The 23537-nt window shown below is 69.8% G+C and carries 20 protein-coding genes; 9 read left to right on the top strand and 11 right to left on the bottom strand.

Features of this window, described 5'->3' with window-relative positions; genetic code table 11:
• Positions 1–57 precede the first annotated feature (57 nt).
• From BCL67_RS11440 to BCL67_RS11425, 4 genes are all read left to right on the top strand, one after another.
• Entirely contained in the window at positions 58–1104 is a 1047-nt protein-coding gene (locus tag BCL67_RS11440; protein WP_258174999.1) for an iron ABC transporter substrate-binding protein, read from the top strand.
• Between the two features lie 69 nt (positions 1105–1173).
• The gene (locus BCL67_RS11435; protein WP_106123560.1) at positions 1174–2709 is read left to right on the top strand and encodes an ABC transporter permease; all 1536 of its coding nucleotides are present in this window, start codon (positions 1174–1176) and stop codon (positions 2707–2709) included.
• Entirely contained in the window at positions 2706–3923 is a 1218-nt protein-coding gene (locus BCL67_RS11430) for an ABC transporter ATP-binding protein (protein ID WP_219886500.1), read from the top strand. The genes BCL67_RS11435 and BCL67_RS11430 overlap by 4 nt, the downstream gene beginning before the upstream one ends.
• A gap of 75 nt (positions 3924–3998) precedes the next feature.
• Positions 3999–5903 carry a heavy metal translocating P-type ATPase gene (locus tag BCL67_RS11425; protein WP_106123559.1) on the top strand — a complete coding sequence of 635 codons (1905 nt, stop codon included), beginning with the start codon at positions 3999–4001 and terminating at the stop codon, positions 5901–5903.
• 40 nt (positions 5904–5943) lie between these two features.
• On the opposite strand, the gene BCL67_RS11420 is transcribed toward BCL67_RS11425, so the two are convergent.
• A complete protein-coding gene (locus tag BCL67_RS11420; protein ID WP_106123580.1) occupies positions 5944–6681 on the bottom strand; it encodes a Crp/Fnr family transcriptional regulator in 738 nt (245 codons plus the stop codon).
• A gap of 198 nt (positions 6682–6879) precedes the next feature.
• Between BCL67_RS11420 and BCL67_RS11415 the strand changes: the two genes are divergently transcribed.
• From BCL67_RS11415 to BCL67_RS11405, 3 genes are all read left to right on the top strand, one after another.
• Positions 6880–7113, top strand: coding sequence for a heavy-metal-associated domain-containing protein (locus BCL67_RS11415; RefSeq protein ID WP_106123558.1), 234 nt, complete (start codon positions 6880–6882; stop codon positions 7111–7113).
• Between the two features lie 94 nt (positions 7114–7207).
• Entirely contained in the window at positions 7208–9208 is a 2001-nt protein-coding gene (locus tag BCL67_RS11410; protein ID WP_106123557.1) for a heavy metal translocating P-type ATPase, read from the top strand.
• Between the two features lie 113 nt (positions 9209–9321).
• A complete protein-coding gene (locus BCL67_RS11405) occupies positions 9322–9747 on the top strand; it encodes a cupin domain-containing protein (RefSeq protein WP_106123556.1) in 426 nt (141 codons plus the stop codon).
• Between the two features lie 28 nt (positions 9748–9775).
• On the opposite strand, the gene purM is transcribed toward BCL67_RS11405, so the two are convergent.
• From purM to BCL67_RS11370, 7 genes are all read right to left on the bottom strand, one after another.
• Positions 9776–10963, bottom strand: coding sequence for a phosphoribosylformylglycinamidine cyclo-ligase (gene purM, locus BCL67_RS11400; protein ID WP_106123555.1), 1188 nt, complete (start codon positions 10961–10963; stop codon positions 9776–9778).
• The gene (gene purF, locus BCL67_RS11395; protein WP_106123554.1) at positions 10960–12522 is read right to left on the bottom strand and encodes an amidophosphoribosyltransferase; all 1563 of its coding nucleotides are present in this window, start codon (positions 12520–12522) and stop codon (positions 10960–10962) included. The genes purM and purF overlap by 4 nt, the downstream gene beginning before the upstream one ends.
• The gene (locus BCL67_RS11390; protein WP_106123553.1) at positions 12509–12832 is read right to left on the bottom strand and encodes a hypothetical protein; all 324 of its coding nucleotides are present in this window, start codon (positions 12830–12832) and stop codon (positions 12509–12511) included. Before BCL67_RS11390 ends, purF begins: the two co-directional genes overlap by 14 nt.
• Positions 12833–12922: 90 nt before the next feature.
• Positions 12923–13279: a sterol carrier family protein gene (locus BCL67_RS11385; protein ID WP_181255986.1), complete on the bottom strand. Its 357-nt coding sequence runs from the start codon at positions 13277–13279 to the stop codon at positions 12923–12925.
• 13 nt (positions 13280–13292) lie between these two features.
• Positions 13293–14669 carry an NAD-dependent succinate-semialdehyde dehydrogenase gene (locus tag BCL67_RS11380; protein WP_106123551.1) on the bottom strand — a complete coding sequence of 459 codons (1377 nt, stop codon included), beginning with the start codon at positions 14667–14669 and terminating at the stop codon, positions 13293–13295.
• A gap of 175 nt (positions 14670–14844) precedes the next feature.
• Positions 14845–15810, bottom strand: coding sequence for a DNA topoisomerase IB (locus BCL67_RS11375; protein ID WP_106123550.1), 966 nt, complete (start codon positions 15808–15810; stop codon positions 14845–14847).
• A gap of 142 nt (positions 15811–15952) precedes the next feature.
• Complete coding sequence (locus tag BCL67_RS11370; protein WP_106123549.1) at positions 15953–17053, bottom strand: asparaginase; 1101 nt, start codon at positions 17051–17053, stop codon at positions 15953–15955.
• A gap of 98 nt (positions 17054–17151) precedes the next feature.
• Here BCL67_RS11370 and purD point away from each other — a divergent pair, with 98 nt between their 5' ends.
• Positions 17152–19410, top strand: a complete 2259-nt coding sequence (gene purD, locus BCL67_RS11365; RefSeq protein WP_106123548.1) for a phosphoribosylamine--glycine ligase — start codon at positions 17152–17154, stop codon at positions 19408–19410.
• A gap of 102 nt (positions 19411–19512) precedes the next feature.
• Here purD and BCL67_RS11360 read toward each other — a convergent pair whose 3' ends face one another.
• Positions 19513–20688 (bottom strand): MarP family serine protease, encoded by a 1176-nt coding sequence (locus tag BCL67_RS11360; protein ID WP_106123547.1) that lies wholly within the window; start codon positions 20686–20688, stop codon positions 19513–19515.
• Between the two features lie 230 nt (positions 20689–20918).
• On the opposite strand from BCL67_RS11360, the gene BCL67_RS11355 reads away from it, so the two are divergent.
• On the top strand, positions 20919–21596 hold the full coding sequence (locus BCL67_RS11355) for a Crp/Fnr family transcriptional regulator (protein ID WP_036477681.1): 678 nt from the start codon (positions 20919–20921) through the stop codon (positions 21594–21596).
• A 138-nt stretch (positions 21597–21734) separates the two neighbouring features.
• Here BCL67_RS11355 and BCL67_RS11350 read toward each other — a convergent pair whose 3' ends face one another.
• Both BCL67_RS11350 and BCL67_RS11345 read right to left on the bottom strand, forming a co-directional pair.
• Positions 21735–23066 carry a carboxylate--amine ligase gene (locus BCL67_RS11350; RefSeq protein ID WP_258174997.1) on the bottom strand — a complete coding sequence of 444 codons (1332 nt, stop codon included), beginning with the start codon at positions 23064–23066 and terminating at the stop codon, positions 21735–21737.
• Positions 23056–23529 (bottom strand): RidA family protein, encoded by a 474-nt coding sequence (locus BCL67_RS11345; RefSeq protein WP_219886499.1) that lies wholly within the window; start codon positions 23527–23529, stop codon positions 23056–23058. Before BCL67_RS11345 ends, BCL67_RS11350 begins: the two co-directional genes overlap by 11 nt.
• Between the last annotated feature and the right edge of the window lie 8 nt (positions 23530–23537).

The raw sequence follows: 23537 nt of genomic DNA, 5'->3' as shown, positions 1-23537 counted from the left end.
AGACCAGTCAGGCTCCGCATCGGCGGGCCTCCGATGCGAGACGAAGGAACATCACCTATGCGCAGAACTTCCCTGGCGGTCACTCTGGGCGCGATCGTCGCGCTGACCGCGACCTCCTGTGGCGACACCACCGAGCCGGAGTCGAACGGCGAGGAGACCACCGCCGAGGCGCAGAGCCTGGTGCTCTACTCAGGTCGCAATGAAGAGCTGATCCAGCCGCTGATCGACACCTTCTCCGAGGAGACGGGCATCGAGGTCGATGTCCGGTACGGCGACACCGCCGAGCTGGCCGCCCAGCTGCTGGAGGAGGGCGAGGGCTCACCGGCCGACGTCTTCCTCGCCCAGGACGCCGGAGCGCTCGGTGCCGTGGCCGCCGAGGGTCTCTTCGCCGGGCTCGACGCCGAGCTGCTCGAGCAGGTGCCCGAGGCCTACCGCGACGCCGAGGACCAGTGGGTGGGCCTCTCCGGACGCGTCCGCACCCTGATCTACAACACCGACACCGTCGATGAGGCTGACCTTCCCGAGAGCGTGGATGAGCTGACCCAGTCCGAGTACGCCGGTCGCGTCGGCGTCGCCCCCACCAACGCCTCCTTCCAGTCCTTCGTCACCGCGCACCGCGAGCTCGAGGGCGAGGAGGAGACCCAGACCTTCCTGGACGACCTCGCCGCCAACGACCCGCAGATCCGCGAGGGCAACGGTGAGATCGTCACCGACGTCGCCGACGGCGTCATCGACATGGGCCTGGTGAACCACTACTACCTCTACGGCCGCGCCAACGAGCTCGGCGAGGAGCCCGCCGAACTGAACGTGGCGAACCACCTCTTCAGCAACGGCGACGTCGGATCACTGGTCAACGTGGCCGGCATCGGCGTGCTGAACTCCGAGAACGAGGCCACCGCAGCGCTGGCGGAGTTCATGCTCAGCACCGAGGGCCAGACCTACTTTGCTGAAGAGACCGCAGAGTACCCGATGATCGAGGGCGTTGACGGGCCGGAGGGCATGCCCAGCCTCGAGGAGCTCGACGCCCCAGACATCGATCTGAACCAGCTCGAGGACTTGGAGACCTCCGTGGAGATGATCGTCGAATCGGGTCTGGTGGGCTGACCCATCTCCCCGCAGCTCCAGGCTCCAGCGCGCACCGCCGCACGCTCCGTCTCCGCAGGGAACGGACGCGTGGCGGTGCCGCTGTGGCTTCGGGCGGCTGCGGTGATCGCCACGCTGGTGGCGCTGCTGCCGCTGTTCTATCTCCTGATCCGGCTGGCCCAGTTCCCGCTCCCGGACTTCCTGGACACGGTGTTCAGCGCGCGCAGCGCCCGGCTGGCCTACACCTCGCTGACCCTCACCGGCACGGTCACGGTGTTCTGTCTGGTCCTCGGCGTGGGCCTCGCGTTCCTGGTCACCCGCACCCAGCTGCCGGGGCGGCTGATCCTCGGCGTCGCCGCGGCGCTGCCGCTGGCGGTCCCCAGCTACGTCGCGGCCTTCGGCTGGCAGTCGATGAACGCCCTGGTGAACCCGGGCACCAGCTTTGAAGGCTTCCTCGCCGCCGCGATCGTGATCACCTCGGTGACCTACCCGTACATCTATCTCCCGGTGGTCGCCGCGCTGGTCTCTGTGGACCCCGCCCAGGAGGAGGCCGCTCGCGCGCTGGGCCGCGGCCCGGTGGACACCTTCTTCAGCGTGACCGTCCGGCAGGCCGCCCCTGCGATCACCGCGGGGACCCTGCTCTGCGCCATCTACGTCATCGCGGACTTCGGCGCCGTCTCGATCCTGCGCGTGGACACCTTCACCCGGGCCGTGTTCACCAGCTTCTCCATGGGCTTCGACCGGCTCGGCGGGGTCGCGCTGTCCTCGGTGCTGCTGGTCTTCACGCTCTGCCTGCTGATCCTCGAAGGCCGGGTTCGCCGCACCGGCACCCGCTACTCCACCATGTCCGGGGAGGGACGCGCCCGTCCGGCCCGCTTCCGGATGGGCGGCTGGACCTTCCCGATCCTGGCGCTGGCCTGGACCCCGGTGCTCATCGCGCTGTTGGTCCCGCTCTCGGCGCTGCTGGTCTGGAGCCTGCGCGGAGTCTCCCGACCGGGCTCGCTGGCCGAGATCGGCTCGGCCCTGCTGAGCTCGCTCTGGGCGGCGGGCCTCGCGGCGCTGGCCACCACCGCGATCGCGATCCCGCTGGCCCTGTGGCTGGCGCGACGCCCCTCACGCCTGGCCCGGCTGCTGGAGCGCACCGCGTACCTGGCGCACTCGCTGCCCGGCGTCGTCATCGGACTCTCGGTGGTGATGCTCGGGATCGCCGTGCTCCCCGCGCTGTATCAGACCATGTGGATGCTGACCCTGGCCTACTGCGCGCTGATGCTGCCGCTGGCCCTGGGACCGGTGCTGGCCTCCGCGCTCTCGGCGCCCCCGGAGCTCGAAGAGGCCGCCCAGTCCCTGGGCAGCAGCCCCGGCATGGGCTACCTGCGGGTGACGCTGCCGCTGATGCTTCCCGGCATCCTCTCCGGCGCGCTGCTTGTGCTGCTGACCACGATCAAGGAGCTTCCGGCCACGCTGATGCTGCGCCCCACCGGCTTCGACACCCTGGCCACCCGGCTCTGGACCTACACCGGCGGCGAGTCCTACGCCGCAGCCGCCCCCTTCGCCGCGCTGCTGGTGCTCGTCGCCGCAGTCCCCGCCTGGATGATGATCTCGAGACTGCTCAAGGAGGTCCGATGAACCGCAACGACGCTGCCATCACGACTGGAGACACCACGATGCTTGACGTCTCAGGGATCGCGGTGCGCTTCGGCGACCAGCGGGTCCTCCACGACATCGACCTGCGCGTGGACGCCGGGACGACGACGGCGATCGTCGGGCCCTCCGGCTCGGGCAAGACCTCGTTGCTGCGCGTCATCGCGGGATTCCTGATGCCAGAACACGGTCAGGTCCGGCTCCACGGCCAGGATGTGACCACAGTCGCCCCGCACCGTCGCAGCATCGGACTGGTGGCCCAGGACGGAGCACTGTTCCCGCACCTCGACGTCGCGGGCAACATCGCGTTCGGGCTGCCGCGCGGCACCTCCCGGCGGGAGCGGAACCGGCGGGTCGCAGAGCTGCTCGAGCTGGTCAGCCTCACTGCCGACCACGCGTCCCGACGCCCGGACCAGCTCTCGGGCGGACAGCGCCAGCGGGTGGCGCTGGCCCGTGCCCTGGCGCGTCAGCCGGAGATGATCCTGCTCGATGAACCCTTCTCCGCCCTGGACGCGGGGCTGCGCGAAAGCACCCGCCAGGCGATCCGCGACATCCTGCGGGCCACCGGGACCACGACGATCCTGGTCACCCACGATCAGGACGAGGCGCTGTCCTTCGCCGATCAGGTGGCGGTGCTCAAGGACGGGCGGCTGCGCCAGATCGGAGCGCCCGAAGAGGTGTACACCCGCCCCTGCGACGTGGAGACCGCCCAGTTCCTCGGAGACGCCGTGCTGCTGCCCGGACAGCTCTCAGCGCAGGTCGCCGACCCGCTCACCGGCAGGACCGGTGCCGTGTGGGATGCGTCGACCCCGCTGGGCAGCGTGAACGTCGAGCTGGTCTGCCCGAACCTGGCCGTCGCCCACCGGACGACGAATGGGGCCACCGGCCAGGTCATGCTGCGGCCCGAACAGATCACGCTCAGCGAGCAGGGCGCGGCAGGGTCGGTGCTGAGTTCGCAGTACTTCGGTCACGACACCACTGCGCTGGTCCAGCTCGACGGTGCGGACGCTCCGCTGCGGCTGCGCCAGCTCAATGCGGTGCCGCTGATGCCGGGCACCCGGGTCCACCTCGCCGTCCAGGGCGCAGGAGTCTTCTACCCGACCTTCACCGACTGCCAGGCCTGCTCGGCAGGACCCACACCGCTGAGCATCACCTCCCGCCCCGCCGGGGACGCCCTCGTGGGTGCCCACGCCGATTAGCTCTCGGGCGCCGGCTGTATTGGGGCCAGCGGCGCCTTGCTATACAGCCGGGTGATTCCGGCGTATCAATGAGGCATGCGGAAGACCTTCATCGGCATGCGGCGCTACCCGATGGTCCTGGCGACCCTGGCCGTCGGGCTGCTCGGCGGCGCGCTCGAACTCAGCGGTCAGGGGTCGGCGGCACGCTGGGTGATCTCCGGATTCGCCGTGGTCGTCGCGCTGCAGCAGAGCCGCCGGATGGTCCAGGATCTGCGCGCCGGAACCTACGGCATCGACCTGCTGGCGGTGACCGCCATCGGGTCCACCGTGGCGGTGGGCGAGTATTGGGCCGCCCTGGTGGTCTGTCTGATGCTCTCCGGCGGCGAGGCGCTGGAGGACTACGCGGCCGGCCGGGCCCGCCGCGAGCTGACCGGGCTGCTGGAGAACGCTCCGCACACGGCGCACGTCCTGCGCGGAGTTGAGGGTCCGGTGGATGTCCCGGTGGAGCAGGTCGGCGTGGGGGACCGGCTGCTGGTGCGGCCCTTCGAGGTGGTCCCCGTGGACTGTGTGCTCTCCTCCGCCGCGGCGACTTTTGATGAATCCTCACTCACCGGAGAGTCTCTGCCGGTGGAACGGACCCGCGGGGACGAGCTGCTCTCCGGCGCGGTCAACGGCGGCGAGGCCATCGAGGTCCGCGCCACCGCCGACGCCTCCACCTCCCAGTACCAGCGGATCATCCAGCTGGTCCGGGAGGCTCAGGAGTCCAAGGCACCCTTCGTCCGGCTCGCCGATCGCGTGGCGGTGCCCTTCACACTGGGTTCGCTCGCACTGGCCGCCGGCGCCTGGGCCCTCTCCGGAGACCCGACCCGGGCGGCAGAGGTGCTGGTGGTCGCCACGCCCTGCCCGCTCATCATCGCGGCACCGGTGGCGTTCATGGGCGGAATGTCCCGTGCAGCCAGCAACGGCATCATCGTCAAGAGCAGCGGCACGCTCGAGAAGCTCGCTGCAGTGCGGACCGTGGCCTTCGACAAGACCGGCACGCTCACCTACGGGCAGCCGAAGGTGACCACGGTCCACGCCCGGAGCATGGAGCCGGCGAGGATGCTCGCCCTCGCGGCAGCCGTGGAGCAGTATTCATCGCATCCGCTGGCAGACGCCGTGGTCAGCGCGGCAGGGGCATCGGCGGAGGGCGTGCCGGGCGCGCAGGAGGTCACGGAGGTCCCCGCCAACGGAGTGCGCGGCGCGGTGGAAGGTCACGCCGTCGTCGTCGGCAGCAGCCGCTTCCTCGCCCGGGAGACCGGGGCCACGCCCGATTCCCCGCCCCGAGGTCACAGCGGAGTGCACGTGGCGGTGGACGGCCGCTATGCCGGCTACATCGCCCTGGCCGACGAGCTGCGCGTGGAGTCCCGTGCCACGATGGCCTCGCTGCACCGGGGCGGAGTGAGCACCACCATGATGCTCAGCGGCGACGGCGAGCACGTCGCCCGGCACATCGCGCAGCAGGCAGGGATCGACGACGTGCGAGCAGAGCTGCTGCCCGAGGACAAGGTCGCCGCAGTGCGTGCCGCAGAAGCCAGGCCGGTGATGATGGTCGGTGACGGGGTCAATGACGCACCGGTGCTGGCGGCCGCCGACGTCGGGGTGGCCATGGGTGCGCGCGGCTCCAGCGCCGCCAGCGAGTCCGCCGATGTCGTCATCACCGTGGACGACCTCGCGCGCAGCGCCCGGGCTGTGCACATCGGGAAGCGGACGATGCGCGTGGCGTGGCAGGCGATCTGGATCGGCGTCGGAATGTCGGTGCTGCTGATGCTCATCGCTGCGGCGGGCCTGCTGCCAGCCATCATCGGCGCCTGGCTGCAGGAGGTCGTCGACCTCGCCTGCATCCTGTGGGCGCTGCGGGCGATGCGTCCGAGCCGGATGGAGCGCGAGGAGGCGCGGCGGATGACCCGGGAGGTCGAGGCGTCCCGCAGCCAGCTCCCGCGCAGCCTGTCCTTCAGATGACCTGCGCAGATGACCTGGTGCAGATGACCTGCGCGGGGCGTCACGCGCGGATCACGACCTCTTCCAGGCCGGAGATGTCCCGCAGGGTGATGACGTCAGCATTGACGGTGATCAGCCCGTCATCGGAGAGGCGTGCCAGGGCCCGGCTCAGCGACTCCGGGGTCGTGCCGAGCATCGACGCGATGTCCTTCTTGCTCAGCGGCAGGCGGACTCGGGAGTCTCCGTCCTGAAGGTCCTCTCTGGTCCCGGCCTGGGAGGATCGGCGCAGCAGGGGCTGCTCGAGCAGGAAGTCCGCGACCCGGACGTCGACGTCGAGCGTGCTCAGCGCCAGCCGACGCTCAGCCTCGGCCAGCCGCTGCCCGAGGTTGCGCAGCATCTGCACCCCGATGCTGGGATGTTCGGCCATCAGGTCGGCGAGGGCGTCATGAGAGAACACGCACAGCCGAGCATCAGCCAGCGCTTCGGCCTCCTCGAGCGTGCTGCCCCCGGTGAGGAAGCCGTGCTCTCCCAGGGACTGCCCAGGCCCGACCACCCGCACCAGGCGGCGGTGCCCGCTGGGCAGGGAGCGGCTGAGCTTGATCTGCCCGCTGTGCACCACGGACAGCTGGTGCGTCCGCTCCCCGGAGCCGTGCACCAGCTCCCCGGCCGCGAGCACCATGGGGCGGGCCAGGGACCCGACCAGGTCCTGCTGGTCCTGGGTCAGCCCGGAGAAGAGCGGGACCCGGCGCACACAGCTGACCTCGTCCCGATGGAGTGCTCGCAGCGGAAGAGTACGCATGATCACCGATTCTCCCCGGTCCTGCCGCGAGGTCAAAGCTGCGCGACCCTTCGGGCGCCGGCGATGCAGACGACACGCCCAGGCTCACGCCCATCCTCATCTACTTGACGCACGTCAAGGCCCCGTCAGTCCCCGATGGATACTGTGAAGGTGTACCAGTGAAGACAGAGACGATCACAGACGAGGAAAGGGCACACCATGTCGACTGCCACCACCACCCACACCACGTTCCGCGCCGAGGGCTTCTCCTGCCCCTCCTGCGTGGCCAAGATCGAGAAGCAGGTCAAGAAGCTCAAGGGCGTCGAGAACGTGGAGGTCCACTTCGCCACCGCGCGCGTCGAGGTCGACCATGACGCGTCGGTCACCTCGACCGACGACATCGTCGCCGCCATCGCCAAGGCCGGTTACAAGGCCGCTCCCTCCGCCTTCTGAGCGGACCCGGCCCGCGATCGAAGGATCGCGGGCTGACCGCGGCGCAGTTCCGGCTCTCGCGCACAGCCACAGATTTCTCAGAAAGGTCGCCTTCGTGAACAGGCTGCAGCAATGGGTCCTCAGCAGCTGGACCGTCCCGGTCATCTCCGGGGTGCTCATCCTCCTCTCCTTCGGGGTGGGGCGCCTGGGCGGGGATGCCTGGAACCCGGTCATAGGGCCGCAGTGGTGGATCGACGCCGGTGCCCACGCCCACGGATCGGGCGACGTCTTCGTGCTGGCCGACCTCTTCATGCTCGCGGCCGCGGTGGTCGCGGGCTACGGGATCGTCCTCAAGGCGGTCCGGGCGCTGATGATCAAGGTCATCGGCATCGACCTGCTGGTGGCCATCGCAGCCATCGGCGCGATCCTGATCGGCAACTTCTGGGAGGCCGCGGCGGTCACCTTCCTGTTCGCCATCGGACACGCCCTCGAGGCGGCCACCATGAACAAGACGCGTTCAGCGCTGGCCGAACTGGTCGCGGTCGCACCTGACACGGCGATCGTGATGCGCGAGGGCGCGCAGGTCGAAGTCCCGGCCCACCTTGTGCGCATGGGTGAGATCGTGCTGGTGAAGAATGGGGCCAAGGTCCCGGTGGACGGCCACGTCGTCTCCGGCACCGGCGCCATCGACGAGGCCTCCATCACCGGAGAGTCCATCCCGGTGGAGAAGGGCAAGTCCGACCAGGTCTTCGCGGGGACGGTCTCTCGAGGCGGCTTCCTCCAGGTGCTGGCCACCGGCATCGGCGCTGACACCACGCTGGCCCGGATCATCCACCGCGTGGAGGAGGCCCAGGACGCCAAGGCCAGGACCCAGGCGTTCATCGACCGCTTCTCCGGCTGGTACACCCCGGCGGTCATCGTGCTGGCCGTGCTGACCTGGCTGATCACCCAGGACGTGGTCCTGGCCCTGACCCTGCTGGTCATCGGCTGCCCCGGCGCCCTGGTGATCTCCATCCCGGTCGCGATCGTGGCAGGCATCGGCCGGGCGGCCCGCAACGGCATCCTCATCAAGGGAGGCGAGTACCTGGAGACCTCCGCGAAGATCTCGGTGGTCGCCGTGGACAAGACCGGAACCCTCACCCAGGGCAGGCCGCAGCTGACCGACATGGTGGTCCTTGACCCTGCGCTGGACCGCACCGAGGTCCTGCGCTGGGCCGCGGCCGCCGAGGCCGGCTCTGAGCACCCGCTCGCGAAACCCATCCTGGACTCCGCCGTCGAGGCCGGCGTCGGACCGAAGGGCACCCCGGGTGCGGTCACCCCCGTGCCTGGCAAGGGCATCGCCTCGGATCTCGACGGACAACGGGTGCTGATCGGCAACCTGCCGCTGCTGGACCAGTACGGCGTGCGCGACGACGTCGGCGCCGGCCCCGCGGCAGAGAAGCTCGCCGCGGCGGGCAGGACCCCGATGATCGTGGCAGTCGACGCCAAGGTCATCGGCGTGATCGCCGTGGCCGACGAGCTTCGCGAAGACGCCCCGGCCATGGTCGCCCGGCTGCATGATGCCGGGGTGGAGAAGGTCGTCATGCTCACCGGTGACACCCGTCTGGTGGCCGAAGCCGTGGGAGCCCGGACGGGGATCGACGAGATCCATGCCTCGCTCCTGCCGGAGGACAAGCTCGAGGCGGTGGCGCAGCTGCAGCGTGAGGGCCACACTGTGGCAATGGTCGGCGACGGGGTCAACGACGCCCCGGCCCTGGCCACGGCGGACATCGGTGTGGCCATGGGTGCCGCTGGTTCAGCGGTCGCCGTGGAGACCGCAGACATCGCGCTGATGGGCGACAATCTGATGAAGCTGCCTGAGTCCATCAGTCTGGCCAAGCGCACGGTGGCCGTGATGAAGCAGAACATCTTCATCGCCCTGGCCACCGTCGTGCTGCTGCTCGCCGGCGTCTTCGCAGGCGGGGTGACCATGTCGATCGGCATGCTGGTCCACGAGGCCTCCGTGCTGGTGGTGATCCTCAACGCCATGCGGCTCATGCGCAACGACCGGAACTCCACGGCCATGGCCAAAGAGCTGCGGAGCCCTGCCAGGGCCCGCGCAGCCGTGGACGCCTGAGCGCGACGGGCAGGTGAGCACGGCTGGCAGGGCGCTTGAGCGCCGCGGAGACGATGAGAGCTCCACGAAACCATCACCGGAGAACACGAGACGAATCGAGAAGGGAAGGCACCATGACTGAGAAGCACTTTGCCCTGGGGGGCAACGTCGAGCACTTCACCATTGCGGACATCGCCAAGGAGAACTCGAACTTCCGCAAGACGATCTGGACCGGGGAGCATGCACAGATCGTCCTGATGACGGTCCCCGCGGGCGGAGAGATCGGCGACGAGGTCCACGAGAACACGGATCAGATCCTGACCTTCATCTCCGGCAGCGGAGAGGCCGACCTCAACGGCGAGTCTCATCCGATCGAGACGGGGGATCAGTGCGCGGTGCCAGCCGGCGCGCAGCACAACTTCCGCAACACCGGCGATGAGCCGCTGGTGCTCTACACGGTCTACTCGCCGCCGGAGCACGCCGCGGATGCCCAGTACGCGACCAAGGCAGAGGCCGACGCGGCCGAGGCCTCGGGCGAGGATGCCCCGCCGCAGGCCTGAGCCTCAGCAGCTCGGCCTCCGGGAGTTCTCAGGAGCTGTAGCGACCGGTCAGCAGCACGCCGCCGCCGTCGACTCCCTTGGCGCCCTGGACGAAGTCCAGGCCGGCGTCGGCGACCCGGGTCTCCTCTGGGCTGTAGGCGCTGACCTCACCCATCACCCAGGCGGTCTGGCCGGAGGCGGCGAGGTGGGCCAGGGCGTCGTCGGCCTTCTCGGCGGAGACCACGGCGATCATGCCCACCCCGAGGTTCAGCGTGCGCTCCAGATCTGCCTGCGGCACCGAGCCGAGCCGGGCGATCAGCGAGAACACCGCGGGCCAGGACCAGGTGGAGCGGTCCACGGTGGCCATCAGCCCGGCGGGCAGCACGCGTGCCAGGTTGGCCGCGAGTCCGCCGCCGGTGACGTGGCTGAACCCGCGCACCGGGGCCTCCGGAGAGATCTCGGTCTCGGCGGGGTCGCCGTTGAGCGCGGTGACCAGGTCCAGGCAGGGCCTGGTGTAGAGCCGGGTGGGTTCCAGCAGCTCCTGGCCCAGGGTGCGGCCGAACTCCTCGACCTCGCGCTCGTAGCCCCAGCCGGCGGAGGAGACCACGCGGCGGACCAGCGAGTAGCCGTTGGAGTGGATGCCGGAGGAGGCCATGCCGATGATCACGTCGCGGGTGCGGACCCGCTCCGGGCCCAGCACGGCGGAGGCGTCGACGACGCCGGTGGCTGCGCCGGCGACGTCGTACTCGTCCTCTGCCAGCAGTCCGGGGTGCTCGGCGGTCTCCCCTCCGACCAGCGCGGTGCCGGTCTCGGCGGCGGCCTTGGCGATGCCGGAGACCACCGCGGCGATGCGGGCGGGCTCCACCTTGCCGGTGGCGATGTAGTCGGTCATGAACAGCGGCTTGGCACCCATGACCACGATGTCGTCGACGACCATCCCGACCAGGTCGAAGCCGATGGTGTCGTGGATGTCCATGGCCTGGGCGATGGCCACCTTGGTGCCGACTCCGTCGGTGGAGGTGGCCAGCAGCGGCCGGGGCAGGCGCTTGAGCTCGGAGGCGTCATAGAGTCCGGCGAAGCCGCCCACGCCGCCGATGACCTGGGGCGTGTGGGTGGCCTCGATGTGTGCCTTCATCAGCTCGACGGCGCGGTCGCCGGCCTCGACGTCGACTCCGGCGGAGGCATAGGTGATCGGAGCGCCGGAGCTGGCTGCGGCGCTGGTGTTCTCGGTTGTCACTTCTTGGCCTCCGCGAGGGGGATCTCGTCGAGTTCGAATTCGGCATCGGGTCCTGGGTCGCAGCCACCGCCGGCGTTCTGCGAATCGGCTGACTCTGCGGGCGTCTCCAGCAGCATCTTTCCGCGGCGGCTCTCCGGGGGCAGCTTGATCGGGTAGACCCCGGAGAAGCAGGCGGTGCACAGGGTGGAGCGCGGCTGCGCGGTGGCGGCGATCATCCCGTCCTCGGAGATGTAGGCCAGCGAGTCGGCGCCCACCGCCTGGGTGATCTCGTCCATGGTGGCGCCGTTGGCGATCAGCTCGGCCCGGGAGGCGAAGTCGATCCCGTAGAAGCAGGGCCACTTCACCGGCGGGGAGGAGATCTTCACGTGGATCTCGGCGGCGCCGGCCTCCTTGAGCATCCGCACGATGGCGCGCTGGGTGTTGCCGCGCACGATCGAGTCATCCACGACCACCACCCGCTTGCCGCGGACCACGTGGTCCTGGACGTTGAGCTTGAGCCGGATGCCGAGCTGGCGCAGCGTCTGAGAGGGCTCGATGAAGGTCCGTCCGACGTAGGCGTTCTTGATGAACCCCTGCGCGAAGGGAAGCCCGGAGGCCTCGGCGTAGCCCACCGCCGCCGGGGTCCCGGATTCGGGGACCGGGATGACGATGTCGGCGTCATGGGTGTCCTCGCGGGCCAGCTGACGGCCCATCTCGACGCGGGACTCATAGACCGAGCGGCCGTTGATGTTGGCGTCCGGGCGGGCCAGGTAGACGTATTCGAAGACGCAGCGCGAGGGGGTGGCCGCGGCGAAGCGGTGCGAGCGCACGCCGTCGGAGTCGATGGCGATCAGCTCGCCGGGCTCGATCTCTCGGATCACCGAGGCGCCCACGGTGGCCAGCGCCGACTGCTCGGAGGCCACCACCCAGCCGCTGGCCAGGCGGCCCAGCACCAGGGGACGGACCCCGTGCGGGTCGCGGGCGGCGTAGAGCGTGTTCTCGTTCATGAACACCAGGCAGAACGCGCCCTCGAGCGTGGGCAGCAGGGCCATCGCCTGATCTTCGAGGCTGTCTCCGGGCTGTTCCTTCAGCAGCGCGGTCACCAGCGCGGTGTCGGTGGTGTTGCCCTGGTTGAGCTCGCCGAAGTCGGCGCGTCCGTGGCGTTCGATGATGCGGTCGCGCAGGTCCGCGGAGTTGGTCAGGTTGCCGTTGTGGCCCAGGGCGACGGTGCCGTGCGGGGTGTCTCCGAGGGTGGGCTGGGCGTTGGACCACTGGCTGGCGCCGGTGGTGGAGTAGCGGCAGTGGCCGACGGCGATGTGCCCGGTCAGCGAGTTCAGCGTGGACTCGTCGAAGACCTGGGAGACCAGGCCGAGGTCCTTGTACACCCGGATGCTCTTGCCGTCGGAGGCGGCGATCCCGGCAGACTCCTGGCCGCGGTGCTGCAGAGCGTAGAGCCCGTAGTAGGCCAGCTTCGAGACTTCCTCCCCGGGGGCCCAGACGCCGAAGACCCCGCACTCGTCCTGCGGCAGCGGGTCCTCGTCGAGGAGATTGAAGTTCAGTCGACCATCATTCCTGGTCATGCGCAGGTGTCCTCTCTGCAGAGTCGATCTTCTGCAGGTCATAAGTGCGGGTGCGCTTCCGAGAGCGCCAGTCGATGAAGAGCCAGGTCACGGCGCCCAGGGCGAGCCCAGGCATCGCGAAGGCGACGGTGAGATATCCCAGCGAGCCGCGCAGCGAATAGTCCTCGGCGGGACCGGTGACCAGCACGACGACGACGGCGGCCACCACGGCCGCGAGCACACCTGCGATGAGGAAGGGGCTCAGCCGGGGGGTGGGACGAACGGTCACCTGCCGACGCTCCGGCTCGCCCGTCTGCTCGCGTGAAGACATATCCACCATGCTACCGGCCCAGCCTGGGTGCCGGACACGTGGGAGCTGGTGATCAGGATTGGCGCGGGCAGGGCAGGCGCCGGGCGCGGGTCACCGTTGGAGCGGGAGCAGCGCCGAGAGGTCCGCGCGGGTGCCCGAGGCGGAGATCCGGCCGGCGGCGCGCGCGGTCTCCCAGTCGGTGACTCCGGTGGCGAGCTCCAGCCAGTCCTGCGGGGCGAGCTCCACCACGTTGGGGGGAGTGCCGCGGGAGTGGGAGGGCCCCTCGATGCACTGGGTCACCCCGAAGGGCGGGACCCGGACCTCCACGGAGTTGCCCGGGGCGACCTCGGCGAGCTCCTCGAGGTAGTACCGCACAGCAGCGGCCACGGTCCGCCGGTCGGAGTCTCCTGACTCCCACCCGCGGACCGCGGCCCTGCCGTCGTCGGCGGTGATGCGACGTCGTGCCATGTTCAGCGACTCATCATCCGGCGATCTTGACCAGACGGCGGTTGACGAACTCCGCCATGCCGTAGGGGCCGAGCTCCCGGCCGACGCCGGAGCGCTTCACGCCGCCGAAGGGCAGCTCGGCGGAGGTGCCGGCGGGCTCGTTGATGAAGATCATGCCGGTGTGGATCTGCTCGCCCACACGCTGGCCGTGCTCGACGTCGGTGGCGAACACCGAGGCGGAGAGCCCGTACTGGGTGTCGTTGGCCAGCTTCACGGCCTCGTCCTCATCGGCGACCTTGTAGACCATGGCCACCGGTCCGAAGAGCTCCTCGCCGTAGGCGCGCATCTCGGGGGTAATCCCGGTCAGCAGGGTGGGCTGGTACCAGGCGCCGCCACGCTGATCGAAGTCGCCGCCCAGGTGCAGGGTGGCGCCCTTCTCCACGGCGTCCTGGACCTGCTCGTGCAGGTCCTCGGCGGCCTGGACCGAGGACATCGGGCCGATGAAGGCCTCCTCGGAGAGCGGGTCGAGCAGCTCGATCTCTGAGAGCGCCTGCTGGAACTGTTCGAGGAACTCGTCGTAGAACTCTGCCGGGACGATCACGCGCTTGGCGGCGTTGCAGGCCTGTCCGGCGTTGGCCATCCGGCCCTGCACCGCGCCCTTGACCGCGGCGGGGAGGATCTCGCGATCCAGCACCAGCAGCGGGTCATTGCCGCCGAGCTCCAGCACGACCTTCTTGAGGTTCTCGCCCGCGGCCGCGGCGACCTTGGTGCCGGCCCGCTCGGAACCGGTCAGCGAGATGCCGGCGACGCGGGGGTCGGGGATCACGATGTCGGCGATCTGCCCGCTGGAGGCGTACACGTTGGTGTAGGCGTGCTCCGGGAAGCCGGCGTCGCGGAAGATCTGCTCCATCGCGGCGGCCGACTCGGGGCACTGGGAGGCGTGCTTGAGCATGATCGTGTTGCCGATCATCAGGTTCGGCACCGCGAAGCGGGCCACCTGGTAGTACGGGAAGTTCCAGGGCATGATCCCCAGCAGCACGCCGAACGGGCGGCTCTGCATCACGGCGCTGCCGTCGGGGGCGTCGGTGATCGGCTCATCCGCGAGGAACTCGGCGCCGTGGTCGGCGTAGTAGTGGAAGATCGAGATCACGATGTCGAGCTCGGAGCGGGCCTGCTTCATCGGCTTGCCCATCTCGCGGGTGATGATCGTGGCCAGCTCGTCCTTGCGCTCTTCGTAGATCGCTGCCGCGCGGCGGAGCAGATCGGCGCGCTCGGAGAGCTCGGTCTGTGACCAGCTGGTGAAGGTCTCAGCGGCGTGATCGAGCGTCGCGCTCAGCTGATCGTCGGTGAGGGTGGCGAACTCCGCCTCGACCTCGCCGGTGGCTGGGTTGGTGACTTTGTAGTCGGCCATGGAAATCTCTGCCTCGCTTATCAGTGGTCGAAAAGGACCTGTCCGCCCAAGCGGACGACTCCTCGACGCTATGACCCGATGCGGTCTCGCACAAGCTGATCCGGCCCCGAGCCGGGCAGTTCACCGATGCGCGAAACCGGGCCGATGTGTGGAATAAAAACCGCGGTTGGTGCTGTCACCTGGTGAGCAGCAACGAACGCAGCGCTGATTCCGGTGCGCGAGAGGTGTCGAGCAGCTGCCCGCTGCGGTACCGGGCGAACACCCGAGGGTCGATGTAGGAGCTGCGCGCCACCGCGGGGGTGTTGCCGAGTCCCTTGGCGACGGCGGCGGTGGCCTCTCGTTCGGCCCGGTCCCGGTCTCGCTTGGTGCTGCCGACCCCGATCTCCGCCAGGGTCTGCGCGGCGATGATCGTGCCACGCAGGGTGCGGAAGTCTTTGGCGGTGAACTCGCCGCCGGTGAGCTCCCGGACGTAGCGGTTGACCAGCTGAGGGGACACGGCCATCCGTCGTCGTCCTTCCTGCCAGGCCAGCAGCGGGGCACGTTTTCCTGCCGCGGCCAGCGCCGAGATCGAGAGGAGAAGGTCGGGATCCTCCACCACGATGGACTGACGCTGGCCGGACTTTCCGGGGAAGCTGAAGGCGATCCGGGTCTCCTCGATACTGACGTGGCGGCACTGCAGCGTGGTCAGCCCACGGCTGCCGGTGCGGGCCAGGTGCCGCTTGGAGCCCACCCGCAGCGCGGAGACGTCCAGGAGTCGGAAGGAGGTGGCCAGCACCCGATCCCGGTCCACGGTCTCGGCACGCAGCGCCAGGGTGACCTTGGCGCGCGCTCGGGGCAGCGCCGAGGCCAGGGTGAGCGCCTTCGCGTATTTGCCGCGATCTCGGCGCGAGGTCCAGTCGGGATGGTAGAGGTACTGCCGGCGCCCGGAGACGTCGGTGCCCACGGCTTGGACGTGACCGTGCGGCAGCGCGCAGATCCAGACCTCGGTCCAGGCCGGCGGGATCACCAGGGACTCGATCCGTTCGAGGTCAGCGGGGTCCAGCGGGTCCCCGGAGCTGGTGCGGTAGCTGAAGGCCGACTCCTCCACCACGCGTTCGATCCCGGGATCCTTCCCGGGCATCACCCGTTTCAGCCGTGGCACGTGCGGCCCCTCCTTCGTCAGGCGTCCTCGTGGGCTGCCCGTGGAGCGGGGCGACGAACGCGGTCCTCATTGGACGGCATTAACCTGAATGTCAGCTACAAAAGGCGTGGGCAGCATGAGCCGCCGGAGGCGGTGGTGGGGGTCAGAGCCGGTCGAGCAGCGCCGGTGCCAGCCGGATGCTGCCCACCTGCTCGGCGCCCAGCCCACCGGTGATCGGCTTCACGATCTTGCGCAGCACCGGCCCCAGGGCCTCGACGTCGATCACGCCGCGGGCCGCCAGCAGGCTCAGCGCGACCAGGTTCGTGGCGCGGGAGGAGCCGTCGAGCACCTTGACCGCGACGGCGGTGCCGTCCGGGGCGCCTACCACCAGGACGCCCTCGGCGCCGAGCTTCGCGGTCAGGCCGAGATCCTCGAGCACCACGGTGTTGGCCTCGCCGCGTCCGTGCACCGCCCAGGGGTAGTCCAGCATCGCCTGGTTCACGGTGAAGGCATGGACCTCGGCGTCGCGCCGCGAGGTCGCGGCGGCCAGCTTCGAGAAGCCGCGCGCCAGCTCGGTGAGCGAGAGCGCCGGGGCCGGTGCCCCGCAGCCGTCGACGCCGACCACGGTCGGCTCCTCGCCGCAGTATTCCGTGATCACGTCCATGATCACCTTCTGCAGCGGGTGTGAGTGCTCCAGGTAGGTGTTGAGCCGCCAGCCATTGGTGCGGGTGGCGGCGAGGAACGCCGCGTGCTTGCCGGAGCAGTTGAAGGCCAGGGGGGTCTCGGTCTTGCCGGCCTCCAGGTGCACGCGCAGGTCATGGTGGCGAGCCGGCCACGCCGCCGGACATTTCAATGCCGACTCATCGAGCCCCTCGGCGGCGAGCACGCTCGCGGCGAGCTCCTGGTGCTTGCGCGAGCCCACATGGGATCCGCAGGCCAGGGCGACGGCCTCGGGGGAGATCAGCGCACCGGAGCGCAGCGAGGCGATGGCCTGGAACGGCTTCAGCGTGGAGCGCGGGAACATCAGCCGCTCGGGAGCACCGATGGACTCCAGCACCGCGCCGTCGGGCCCCACCAGCACCGCGGATCCGATGTGTCGGGACTCCACGACGCCGGCACGGGTCACCACCGCCAGCTCCGCAGATTCCGCGACCGAGGCCACCTGCAGCTCTTCTCGGCCGGTGGAACCGGCGGAGGCTTCGGCAGGTGAGCCGGGGAGGGGCAGCACCGAGGGTGCTTCAGCAGGGCGGCGCGCAGCAGTCATGGGCTCAGTCTACGGAAGTGGCGACGCCGCGCGCCGGGATGGCGCAGCTGCCGCCTCGGCGGAGCTGGGGGCGCGCGCCGTTCGATAGGCTGAGCGGCGTGAAGGTACTTGTAGTCGGCCCCGGAGGCCGCGAGCACGCCATCGTCCGAGCACTGCTGCGTGATGCAGCAGTCACCACCGTCGAGGCCGCGCCGGGCAACGCCGGCATCGCGGCGCAGGTCCGGTGCCACCGCGTCGACGCGCAGGACCCGGCCGCGGTCTCCGCGCTCGCCGTGGCCGGCGGCTTCGACCTGGTGGTCATCGGTCCCGAGGCGCCGCTGGCCGCAGGCGTCGCAGACGCGGTCCGGGAGGCCGGGATCCCGGCCTTCGGGCCCTCCGCGGCCGCAGCCCGGCTGGAGGCCTCCAAGGCCTTCGCCAAGGAGATCATGGCGGCCGCCCAGGTCCCCACGGCCGGAGCGGTGCATGTCAGCGATCTCGCCGGCGCGCAGGCCGCCGTCGAGCGCTTCGGTGCGCCCTATGTGATCAAGGACGACGGGCTCGCCGCCGGCAAGGGCGTGGTGGTCACCGAGGACCGCGCCGAGGCGCTCGCCCACGCCCAGGCCTGCTTCGCCGCCGGCGGCACCGTGGTCATCGAGGAGTTCCTCGACGGACCCGAGGTCTCACTCTTCGTGCTCTCCGACGGGGCCAACCTGGTGCCGCTGTCCCCGGCGCAGGACTTCAAACGCATCTTCAACGACGACGCCGGCCCCAACACCGGCGGCATGGGCGCCTACACCCCGCTGGACTGGTTGACCGGCTACACCGAGACCGATGCCGCGGGCACCGAGCGTGACTTCGTGCAGATCGTGGTGGACACCGTCGCCGCCCCGACCCTGGCCGAGATGTCGCGCCGCGGCACCCCCTTCGTCGGGGTGCTCTACTGCGGTCTGGCGGTCACCTCCCGCGGCGTGCGGGTCATCGAGTTCAACGCCCGCTTCGGCGACCCCGAGACCCAGGCCGTGCTCGAACGCCTGGCCACCCCGCTGGGCCAGCTGCTGCTGGACTGCTCCACCGGATCGCTCGGCCCGGCGCGCACCCTGGAGTGGGCGCAGGGGTACGCCGCCGACGTCGTGATGGCCGCCGAGAACTATCCGGAGTCCCCGCGCAGGGGCGACGTGATCACCGGGACCGCCGAGGCCGAGAGCCTCGAGGGCGTGGCAGTGCTGCACGCCGGCACCGCCGCGGACGGGCAGGGCCGGCTGACCACCAGCGGCGGGCGGGTGCTCGCCGTCGTCGGCACCGGCGTCTCGCTGGCCGAGGCCGTGGAGCGCGCCTACGCCGGGGTGCAGGAGATCTCCTGGCCCGGCGAGCAGCACCGCACCGACATCGCCGCCAAGGCGCTCGCCGGAGAGATCCGGCTCAGCCCCGAGACGCGGCCCGACGCCGACACGCAGGTCAGCGGCGACGCTCAGCCCCGCGGCGCGACCGTCGAGGAGCTGCCCGGCTGGGTGCACGCCTCCTCAGGGAAGGTCCGCGAGCTCTACCGGCCCGCCCCGGGATCTCCCTGGGACGGTCAGGACGTGGTCCTGATGGTCGCCAGCGACCGGATCAGCGCCTATGACCATGTGCTGGGCAGCCCCATCCCGGACAAGGGCATCATCCTGACCCAGCTCAGCCTGTGGTGGTTCGACCAGCTCGAGGCGGCGGGGATCTCGCATCACGTGGTCTCGGTGGAGGTGCCCGAGGCGGTGGCCGGTCGCGCGATGATCTGCCGCAACCTGCAGATGGTGGAGGCCGAGTGCATCGCCCGCGGCTACCTCACCGGGTCCGGGCTGGCTGAGTACCGGGAGTCCGGCACTGTGACCGGACTGGTGCTGCCGGAGGGACTCACCGACGGCTCGCAGCTGCCCGAGCCGATCTTCACCCCCTCCTCGAAGGCCGCTCAGGGCGACCACGACGAGAACATCAGCTTCGAGACGCTCGCCGAGAACGTCGGCGCGGAGCTGGCGGTCCGGCTGCGCGAGGCGACGCTGCGGATCTACGTCCTGGCCGAGGAGATCTGCCGCGACGCCGGAGTGATCCTGGCCGACACGAAGCTCGAGTTCGGCTTCGACCCGGCCGGCGCGCTCACCGTGGCCGATGAGGTCCTCACGCCGGACTCCTCGCGCTTCTGGCCCGCCGAGAGCTGGGCGCCCGGTGCGGCACAGCCCTCCTTCGACAAGCAGTTCGTCCGCGACTGGCTGACCTCGGCCGAATCCGGCTGGGACCGGAACTCAGGCCAGGCGCCGCCGGCGCTGCCGCAGGAGGTCGTCGAGGCCACCCGCCAGCGCTACCTGGACGCCTACCAGCGCCTCACCGGCACCGAGCTGCTCCTCTAGCCACGCGGCCCATCCCGCCCGTTCCGGTCAAAAAATCGTAGAGCTGTTGTGAAATCGTCGAGCTCTAGCCCGACGATTTCCTGCAGCTCTACGATTTTTTGACTAGCGGTCGGTGCACTGGCCGGTGGAGACGGTCTCGGAGTAGCGGTCCGGGTCGGTGAGCACGTCTCCGGCCTGGTCCGCGGTGATCGCGAAGCCGACGTTGCTGCCCTCCACCGCGCGGGCGAAGACGACGCCGGCCACATCCCCGGATGCATCGATCAGCGGTCCGCCGGAGTTGCCCTGCCGGACGTCCGCGCTGAGCTGGAAGATCTCCAGCGAGCTCGGGGAGCTGCCGTAGATGTTGTTGACCTGGGAGACGTCGCGCGCCTGGACCACTGCGCTGCCTGCGGAGAACGGTCCGCCGGCGGGGTAGCCCATCACGTAGCCGGAATCCCCGACGTCGACCCCGTCGCTGACCTCCAGCGGCGCGACATCCAGGCCGTCCACGGCGATCAGCGCCAGGTCCGAGGCCGGGTCGAAGTGCACGGCGCGGCCGGTGAGCACCTCGCCGTCGGGCATCTCCACCGCGGGCTCGGCCACCCCGGCGATGACGTGGGCGTTGGTCAGCACCCGGGTGGGGGAGACGGCGAAGCCCGACCCGGACTGGGACTGTCCGCACTGTTCGGCGACCCCGGTGATCCGGCCCACCGAGGCGGCGGACTCCAGGCCGGCGTCGTTGAGGTCCTGGTCCTCCGGCAGCTCTGCGGGTTCGGGGACCAGCTGGGCGATCTCCGGGATGTCGGAGTCCAGCACCGCCGAGCGGACCTGGGCGAACCAGGACTCGGCCTGTTCGGGCACGGCGGAATCGATCGTGCTCAGCACGGTGGACTGCTTCATCGTCTGGTTCACCGTCGGGAAGCCCATGGCGGAGATCGAGAAGGACAGCAGTGCGATGACGAACATCGCGACCACCACGTTGACCACGCCGCCCACCAGGGAGCTCAGGCCCCGAACCGCGCGGGAGTTGAACATCCGCTGGACCTCGGCCCCGGCGGCGGAGCCGAGACCGTGCCCGGCGGCCACCAGCACGATGGCGGCGGCGATCACCGCGACCACCCGCCACAGCGGGTCAGGCACCCAGGAGGCGACCAGCGGGATCGCGAAGAACGCGGCCGTGGCGCCGACCAGGAACCCGAACACTCCGCCCAGGGTGGCCCAGACGCCCTTGCGCAGACCGGCGAGGAGGAAGCCGAGGAGCACCACCACCAGGATCACGTCGAGTGCGATGCTTCCCATGGGTGGCGGGCTCCTTAAGGCTCATGGTGGTCCGTCGTGCGGCATGACGCGGCGGTCGGCGCCGCCTTGCGAGGCTGCTGCACCGCGTGCACGGACGGCGAAATTGCTCCACAAAGAATGACATAGAATCCTCTGCCGCTTGCTGAACGTTTCCGCACGTCGGGGCGAACTGGTAACTTCTAATCAACGAGACTCTGTTATCTCACACATCCAGGAAGAACGGATCGCCCATGGATCTTGAAGTACTGCGCCGCGCACCGCTGTTCGCCACGCTCGACGACGACGTCTTCAGCGCCCTCATCAAAGAGCTGAACGAGGTTGATCTCTCCCGCGGGTCATCCGTCTTCCACGAGGGCGACCAGGGTGATCAGCTGTACTTCATCATCTCCGGGAAGATCAAGCTGGGCCGCACCACCCCCGACGGTCGAGAGAACCTGCTGGCCGTGCTCGGTCCGGGCGAGATCTTCGGCGAGATGGCCCTGTTCAACCCTGCGCCACGGACCGCCACGGCCACCGCCGTGTCCGAGACCCGGCTGGCCGGCCTGCGCCACGACAGCCTGCGCAACGTGATCACCACCAACCCCGAGGTCTCGGTCCAGCTGCTCCAGGCCCTGGCCAAGCGGCTGACCCGCACCAACGAGTCCCTCGCGGACCTGGTCTTCTCCGACGTCCCCGGTCGCGTCGCGAAGGCGCTGCTGGACTTGGCTGACCGCTTCGGCCGCCCGGCCCCCGACGGCGTGCTCGTGGCCCACGAGCTCACCCAGGAGGAGCTGGCCCAGCTGGTCGGCGCCTCCCGCGAGACCGTGAACAAGGCCCTGGCCGAGTTCGTCCAGCGCGGCTGGCTGCGCCTCGAGGCGCGCGCCGTCGTGATCCTGGACATCCAGCGGATCCGCCAGCGCTCCCGCTGAGCTGACCCCGCTGGTCTCGACCAGCACTGAGTCCAGGGATCTGAGTCCAGACATAGAAGGAGCGCCCGGCAGTCTGCCGGGCGCTCCTTCTATGTCTGCGCAGCCTCCAGCGCCGGCAGCTCTCCGCGCCGTCGTCAGCTATTCGCCGGTGACGGCCGAGGGCGGGTAGAACCTCAGGAACTTCCGGACCAGCGAGGCCTGCGCGGCGAGCAGCAGGGCGACCCGGCGCGGGCTGCGGTCGGCCGCGTAGAAGAACGGGTTCCGCGCACCCCCCGAGCGGAGGATTCGCGTGATCCGACGTCGTCGTTCCGGGTCAGAGACATAGCGTCCGGCCAACCAGCCCGGCAGCACGGTGTAGACCGTCTCCTGCTGGTCCTCCACGCGAGATGTCCCGCCGTCGGCCGAGAGCTCGCCGCGGATGAAGTCCTGCACGTAGTACTCCACCGGGTTGTTGCCCGCCCCGGTGATGTAGTAGCTGGAGCGGCCCAGCCTCGGGTTGAGCTCGAAGAACTTGGTCCTGCCGTCGCGCGGGTCGTATTTCAGGTCGAAGTTCGCGTAGCCCACCCAGTTCAGCTCGGTGAGCAGCTTCTGCGCCTGATCCACGGCCTCGGAGTTCTTCGTGGTGAGGATCACCGAGGGGTTGCCCAGCGCAGCGGGGGAGTGGTCCTCCACCACGGTCTCGCCCCAGGAGGCGAAACGGATCCGCGAGTTCTGATCGGCGTAGCAGGTGAGGACCCGCATGTTCTGGTCGTCGCCCGGGACCTCCTCCTGCACCACGAAGCTCGCGCGGTACCCGGCGGCATGGACCTTGCCGAAGAGCTCGGCCAGTTCCTCGGGGGTCTGCACCCGGTGCACCTTGTGCTTGCCCTCGAACTCGGTCCAGTACCAGGCGGTCACATCGGCAGGCTTCGCCCAGACCGGGAAGCTGAGATCCAGCGGAAGCTGGGTGTCCAGAGCGGCGCCGAAGTCCACCACCCGGGTGACCGGGTGATCCACGCCGAGCTTCTCGGCCAGCGCGGTGAAGTTGTCCTTGACGGTGGCGGCATCGAACCGGGCCCGGTCGACATAGGGCACGACGACGTCGTCGCCCAGGTCTTCCGGGTGGGCCTCACGCAGCTCGATGATCGCCTGCACGGTGGAGTCGATCGCGCCCAGCAGCAGGATCGGGATCCCCTGATCGCGCAGCCGGCGCACCGGGGCGAGGTTCAGCCCGGTGCGCACATGCTCCATCACCGTGCCGTTCTCGATCTCCAGGTGCGTGATGATCTTCGAATGCTTGATCATCCACATCTGGTGCTTCGAGAGCACCAGCGAGGTGATGCCGTAGGCCTCGTGGAAGGCCCGAGCTGCGCCGTAGGCTCCGGCGTCGCCGCCGACGATCACCGGGGCGAAGCCGACCTCGGCCCAGCGGCGCTCCTGCTGCTGCCACCGTGGGTTCTGGGTCAGGACCGCAGGTGCCTCAGCGGACATGGGCGATGAGGTCGACTTCCACGGGGGTGTCCAGCGGCAGCACCGGCACGCCCACAGCGCTGCGCGCGTGCGCTCCGGCGTCGCCGAAGGCCGCGCCGAGCAGCTCCGAGGCGCCGTTGAGCACCTTGGGCTGACCGGTGAAGCTCGGCACCGAGGCGACGAAGCCGCCGACCTTCGCGATCCGGGTGATGCGATCCAGGTCGCCCACGGCCGCCTTCAGCGCACCGATGCAGTTGAGCGCGCACTGGCGCGCGAGCTCATAGGCCTGCTCCTCGGTGACCTCCGCGCCGACCTTGCCGGTCAGCGGCAGCGCTCCATCGACGAAGGGCAGCTGTCCGGAGACGTAGACCACGCCGTCGGCGATGACCGCTGGCTGATACGACGCGACCGGGGGGACCACCTCGGGGACGCTCAGGCCGAGTTCGGCCAGGCGCGCTTCAACTGCAGAGATCTGTTCAGCCATAGCGTCTG

The organism is Nesterenkonia sandarakina (genome assembly GCF_003003175.1).
GTDB classification, from domain to species: Bacteria; Actinomycetota; Actinomycetes; order Actinomycetales; family Micrococcaceae; genus Nesterenkonia; species Nesterenkonia sandarakina_A.
This window is presented reverse-complemented; position numbering and strand designations above follow the sequence as displayed.

What these genes read in the sequence shown, in the direction of transcription:
- BCL67_RS11440 (WP_258174999.1), top strand. Translation starts at nt 58, where the DNA reads ATGCGCAGAACTTCCCTGGCGGTCACTCTGGGCGCGATCGTCGCGCTG.
- BCL67_RS11430 (WP_219886500.1), top strand. Translation starts at nt 2,706, where the DNA reads ATGAACCGCAACGACGCTGCCATCACGACTGGAGACACCACGATGCTT.
- BCL67_RS11425 (WP_106123559.1), top strand. Translation starts at nt 3,999, where the DNA reads ATGCGGAAGACCTTCATCGGCATGCGGCGCTACCCGATGGTCCTGGCG.
- BCL67_RS11420 (WP_106123580.1), bottom strand. Translation starts at nt 6,681, where the DNA reads ATGCGTACTCTTCCGCTGCGAGCACTCCATCGGGACGAGGTCAGCTGT.
- BCL67_RS11415 (WP_106123558.1), top strand. Translation starts at nt 6,880, where the DNA reads ATGTCGACTGCCACCACCACCCACACCACGTTCCGCGCCGAGGGCTTC.
- BCL67_RS11405 (WP_106123556.1), top strand. Translation starts at nt 9,322, where the DNA reads ATGACTGAGAAGCACTTTGCCCTGGGGGGCAACGTCGAGCACTTCACC.
- purF (WP_106123554.1), bottom strand. Translation starts at nt 12,522, where the DNA reads ATGACCAGGAATGATGGTCGACTGAACTTCAATCTCCTCGACGAGGAC.
- BCL67_RS11390 (WP_106123553.1), bottom strand. Translation starts at nt 12,832, where the DNA reads ATGTCTTCACGCGAGCAGACGGGCGAGCCGGAGCGTCGGCAGGTGACC.
- BCL67_RS11385 (WP_181255986.1), bottom strand. Translation starts at nt 13,279, where the DNA reads ATGGCACGACGTCGCATCACCGCCGACGACGGCAGGGCCGCGGTCCGC.
- BCL67_RS11380 (WP_106123551.1), bottom strand. Translation starts at nt 14,669, where the DNA reads ATGGCCGACTACAAAGTCACCAACCCAGCCACCGGCGAGGTCGAGGCG.
- BCL67_RS11370 (WP_106123549.1), bottom strand. Translation starts at nt 17,053, where the DNA reads ATGACTGCTGCGCGCCGCCCTGCTGAAGCACCCTCGGTGCTGCCCCTC.
- BCL67_RS11360 (WP_106123547.1), bottom strand. Translation starts at nt 20,688, where the DNA reads ATGGGAAGCATCGCACTCGACGTGATCCTGGTGGTGGTGCTCCTCGGC.
- BCL67_RS11355 (WP_036477681.1), top strand. Translation starts at nt 20,919, where the DNA reads ATGGATCTTGAAGTACTGCGCCGCGCACCGCTGTTCGCCACGCTCGAC.
- BCL67_RS11350 (WP_258174997.1), bottom strand. Translation starts at nt 23,066, where the DNA reads ATGTCCGCTGAGGCACCTGCGGTCCTGACCCAGAACCCACGGTGGCAG.
- BCL67_RS11345 (WP_219886499.1), bottom strand. Translation starts at nt 23,529, where the DNA reads ATGGCTGAACAGATCTCTGCAGTTGAAGCGCGCCTGGCCGAACTCGGC.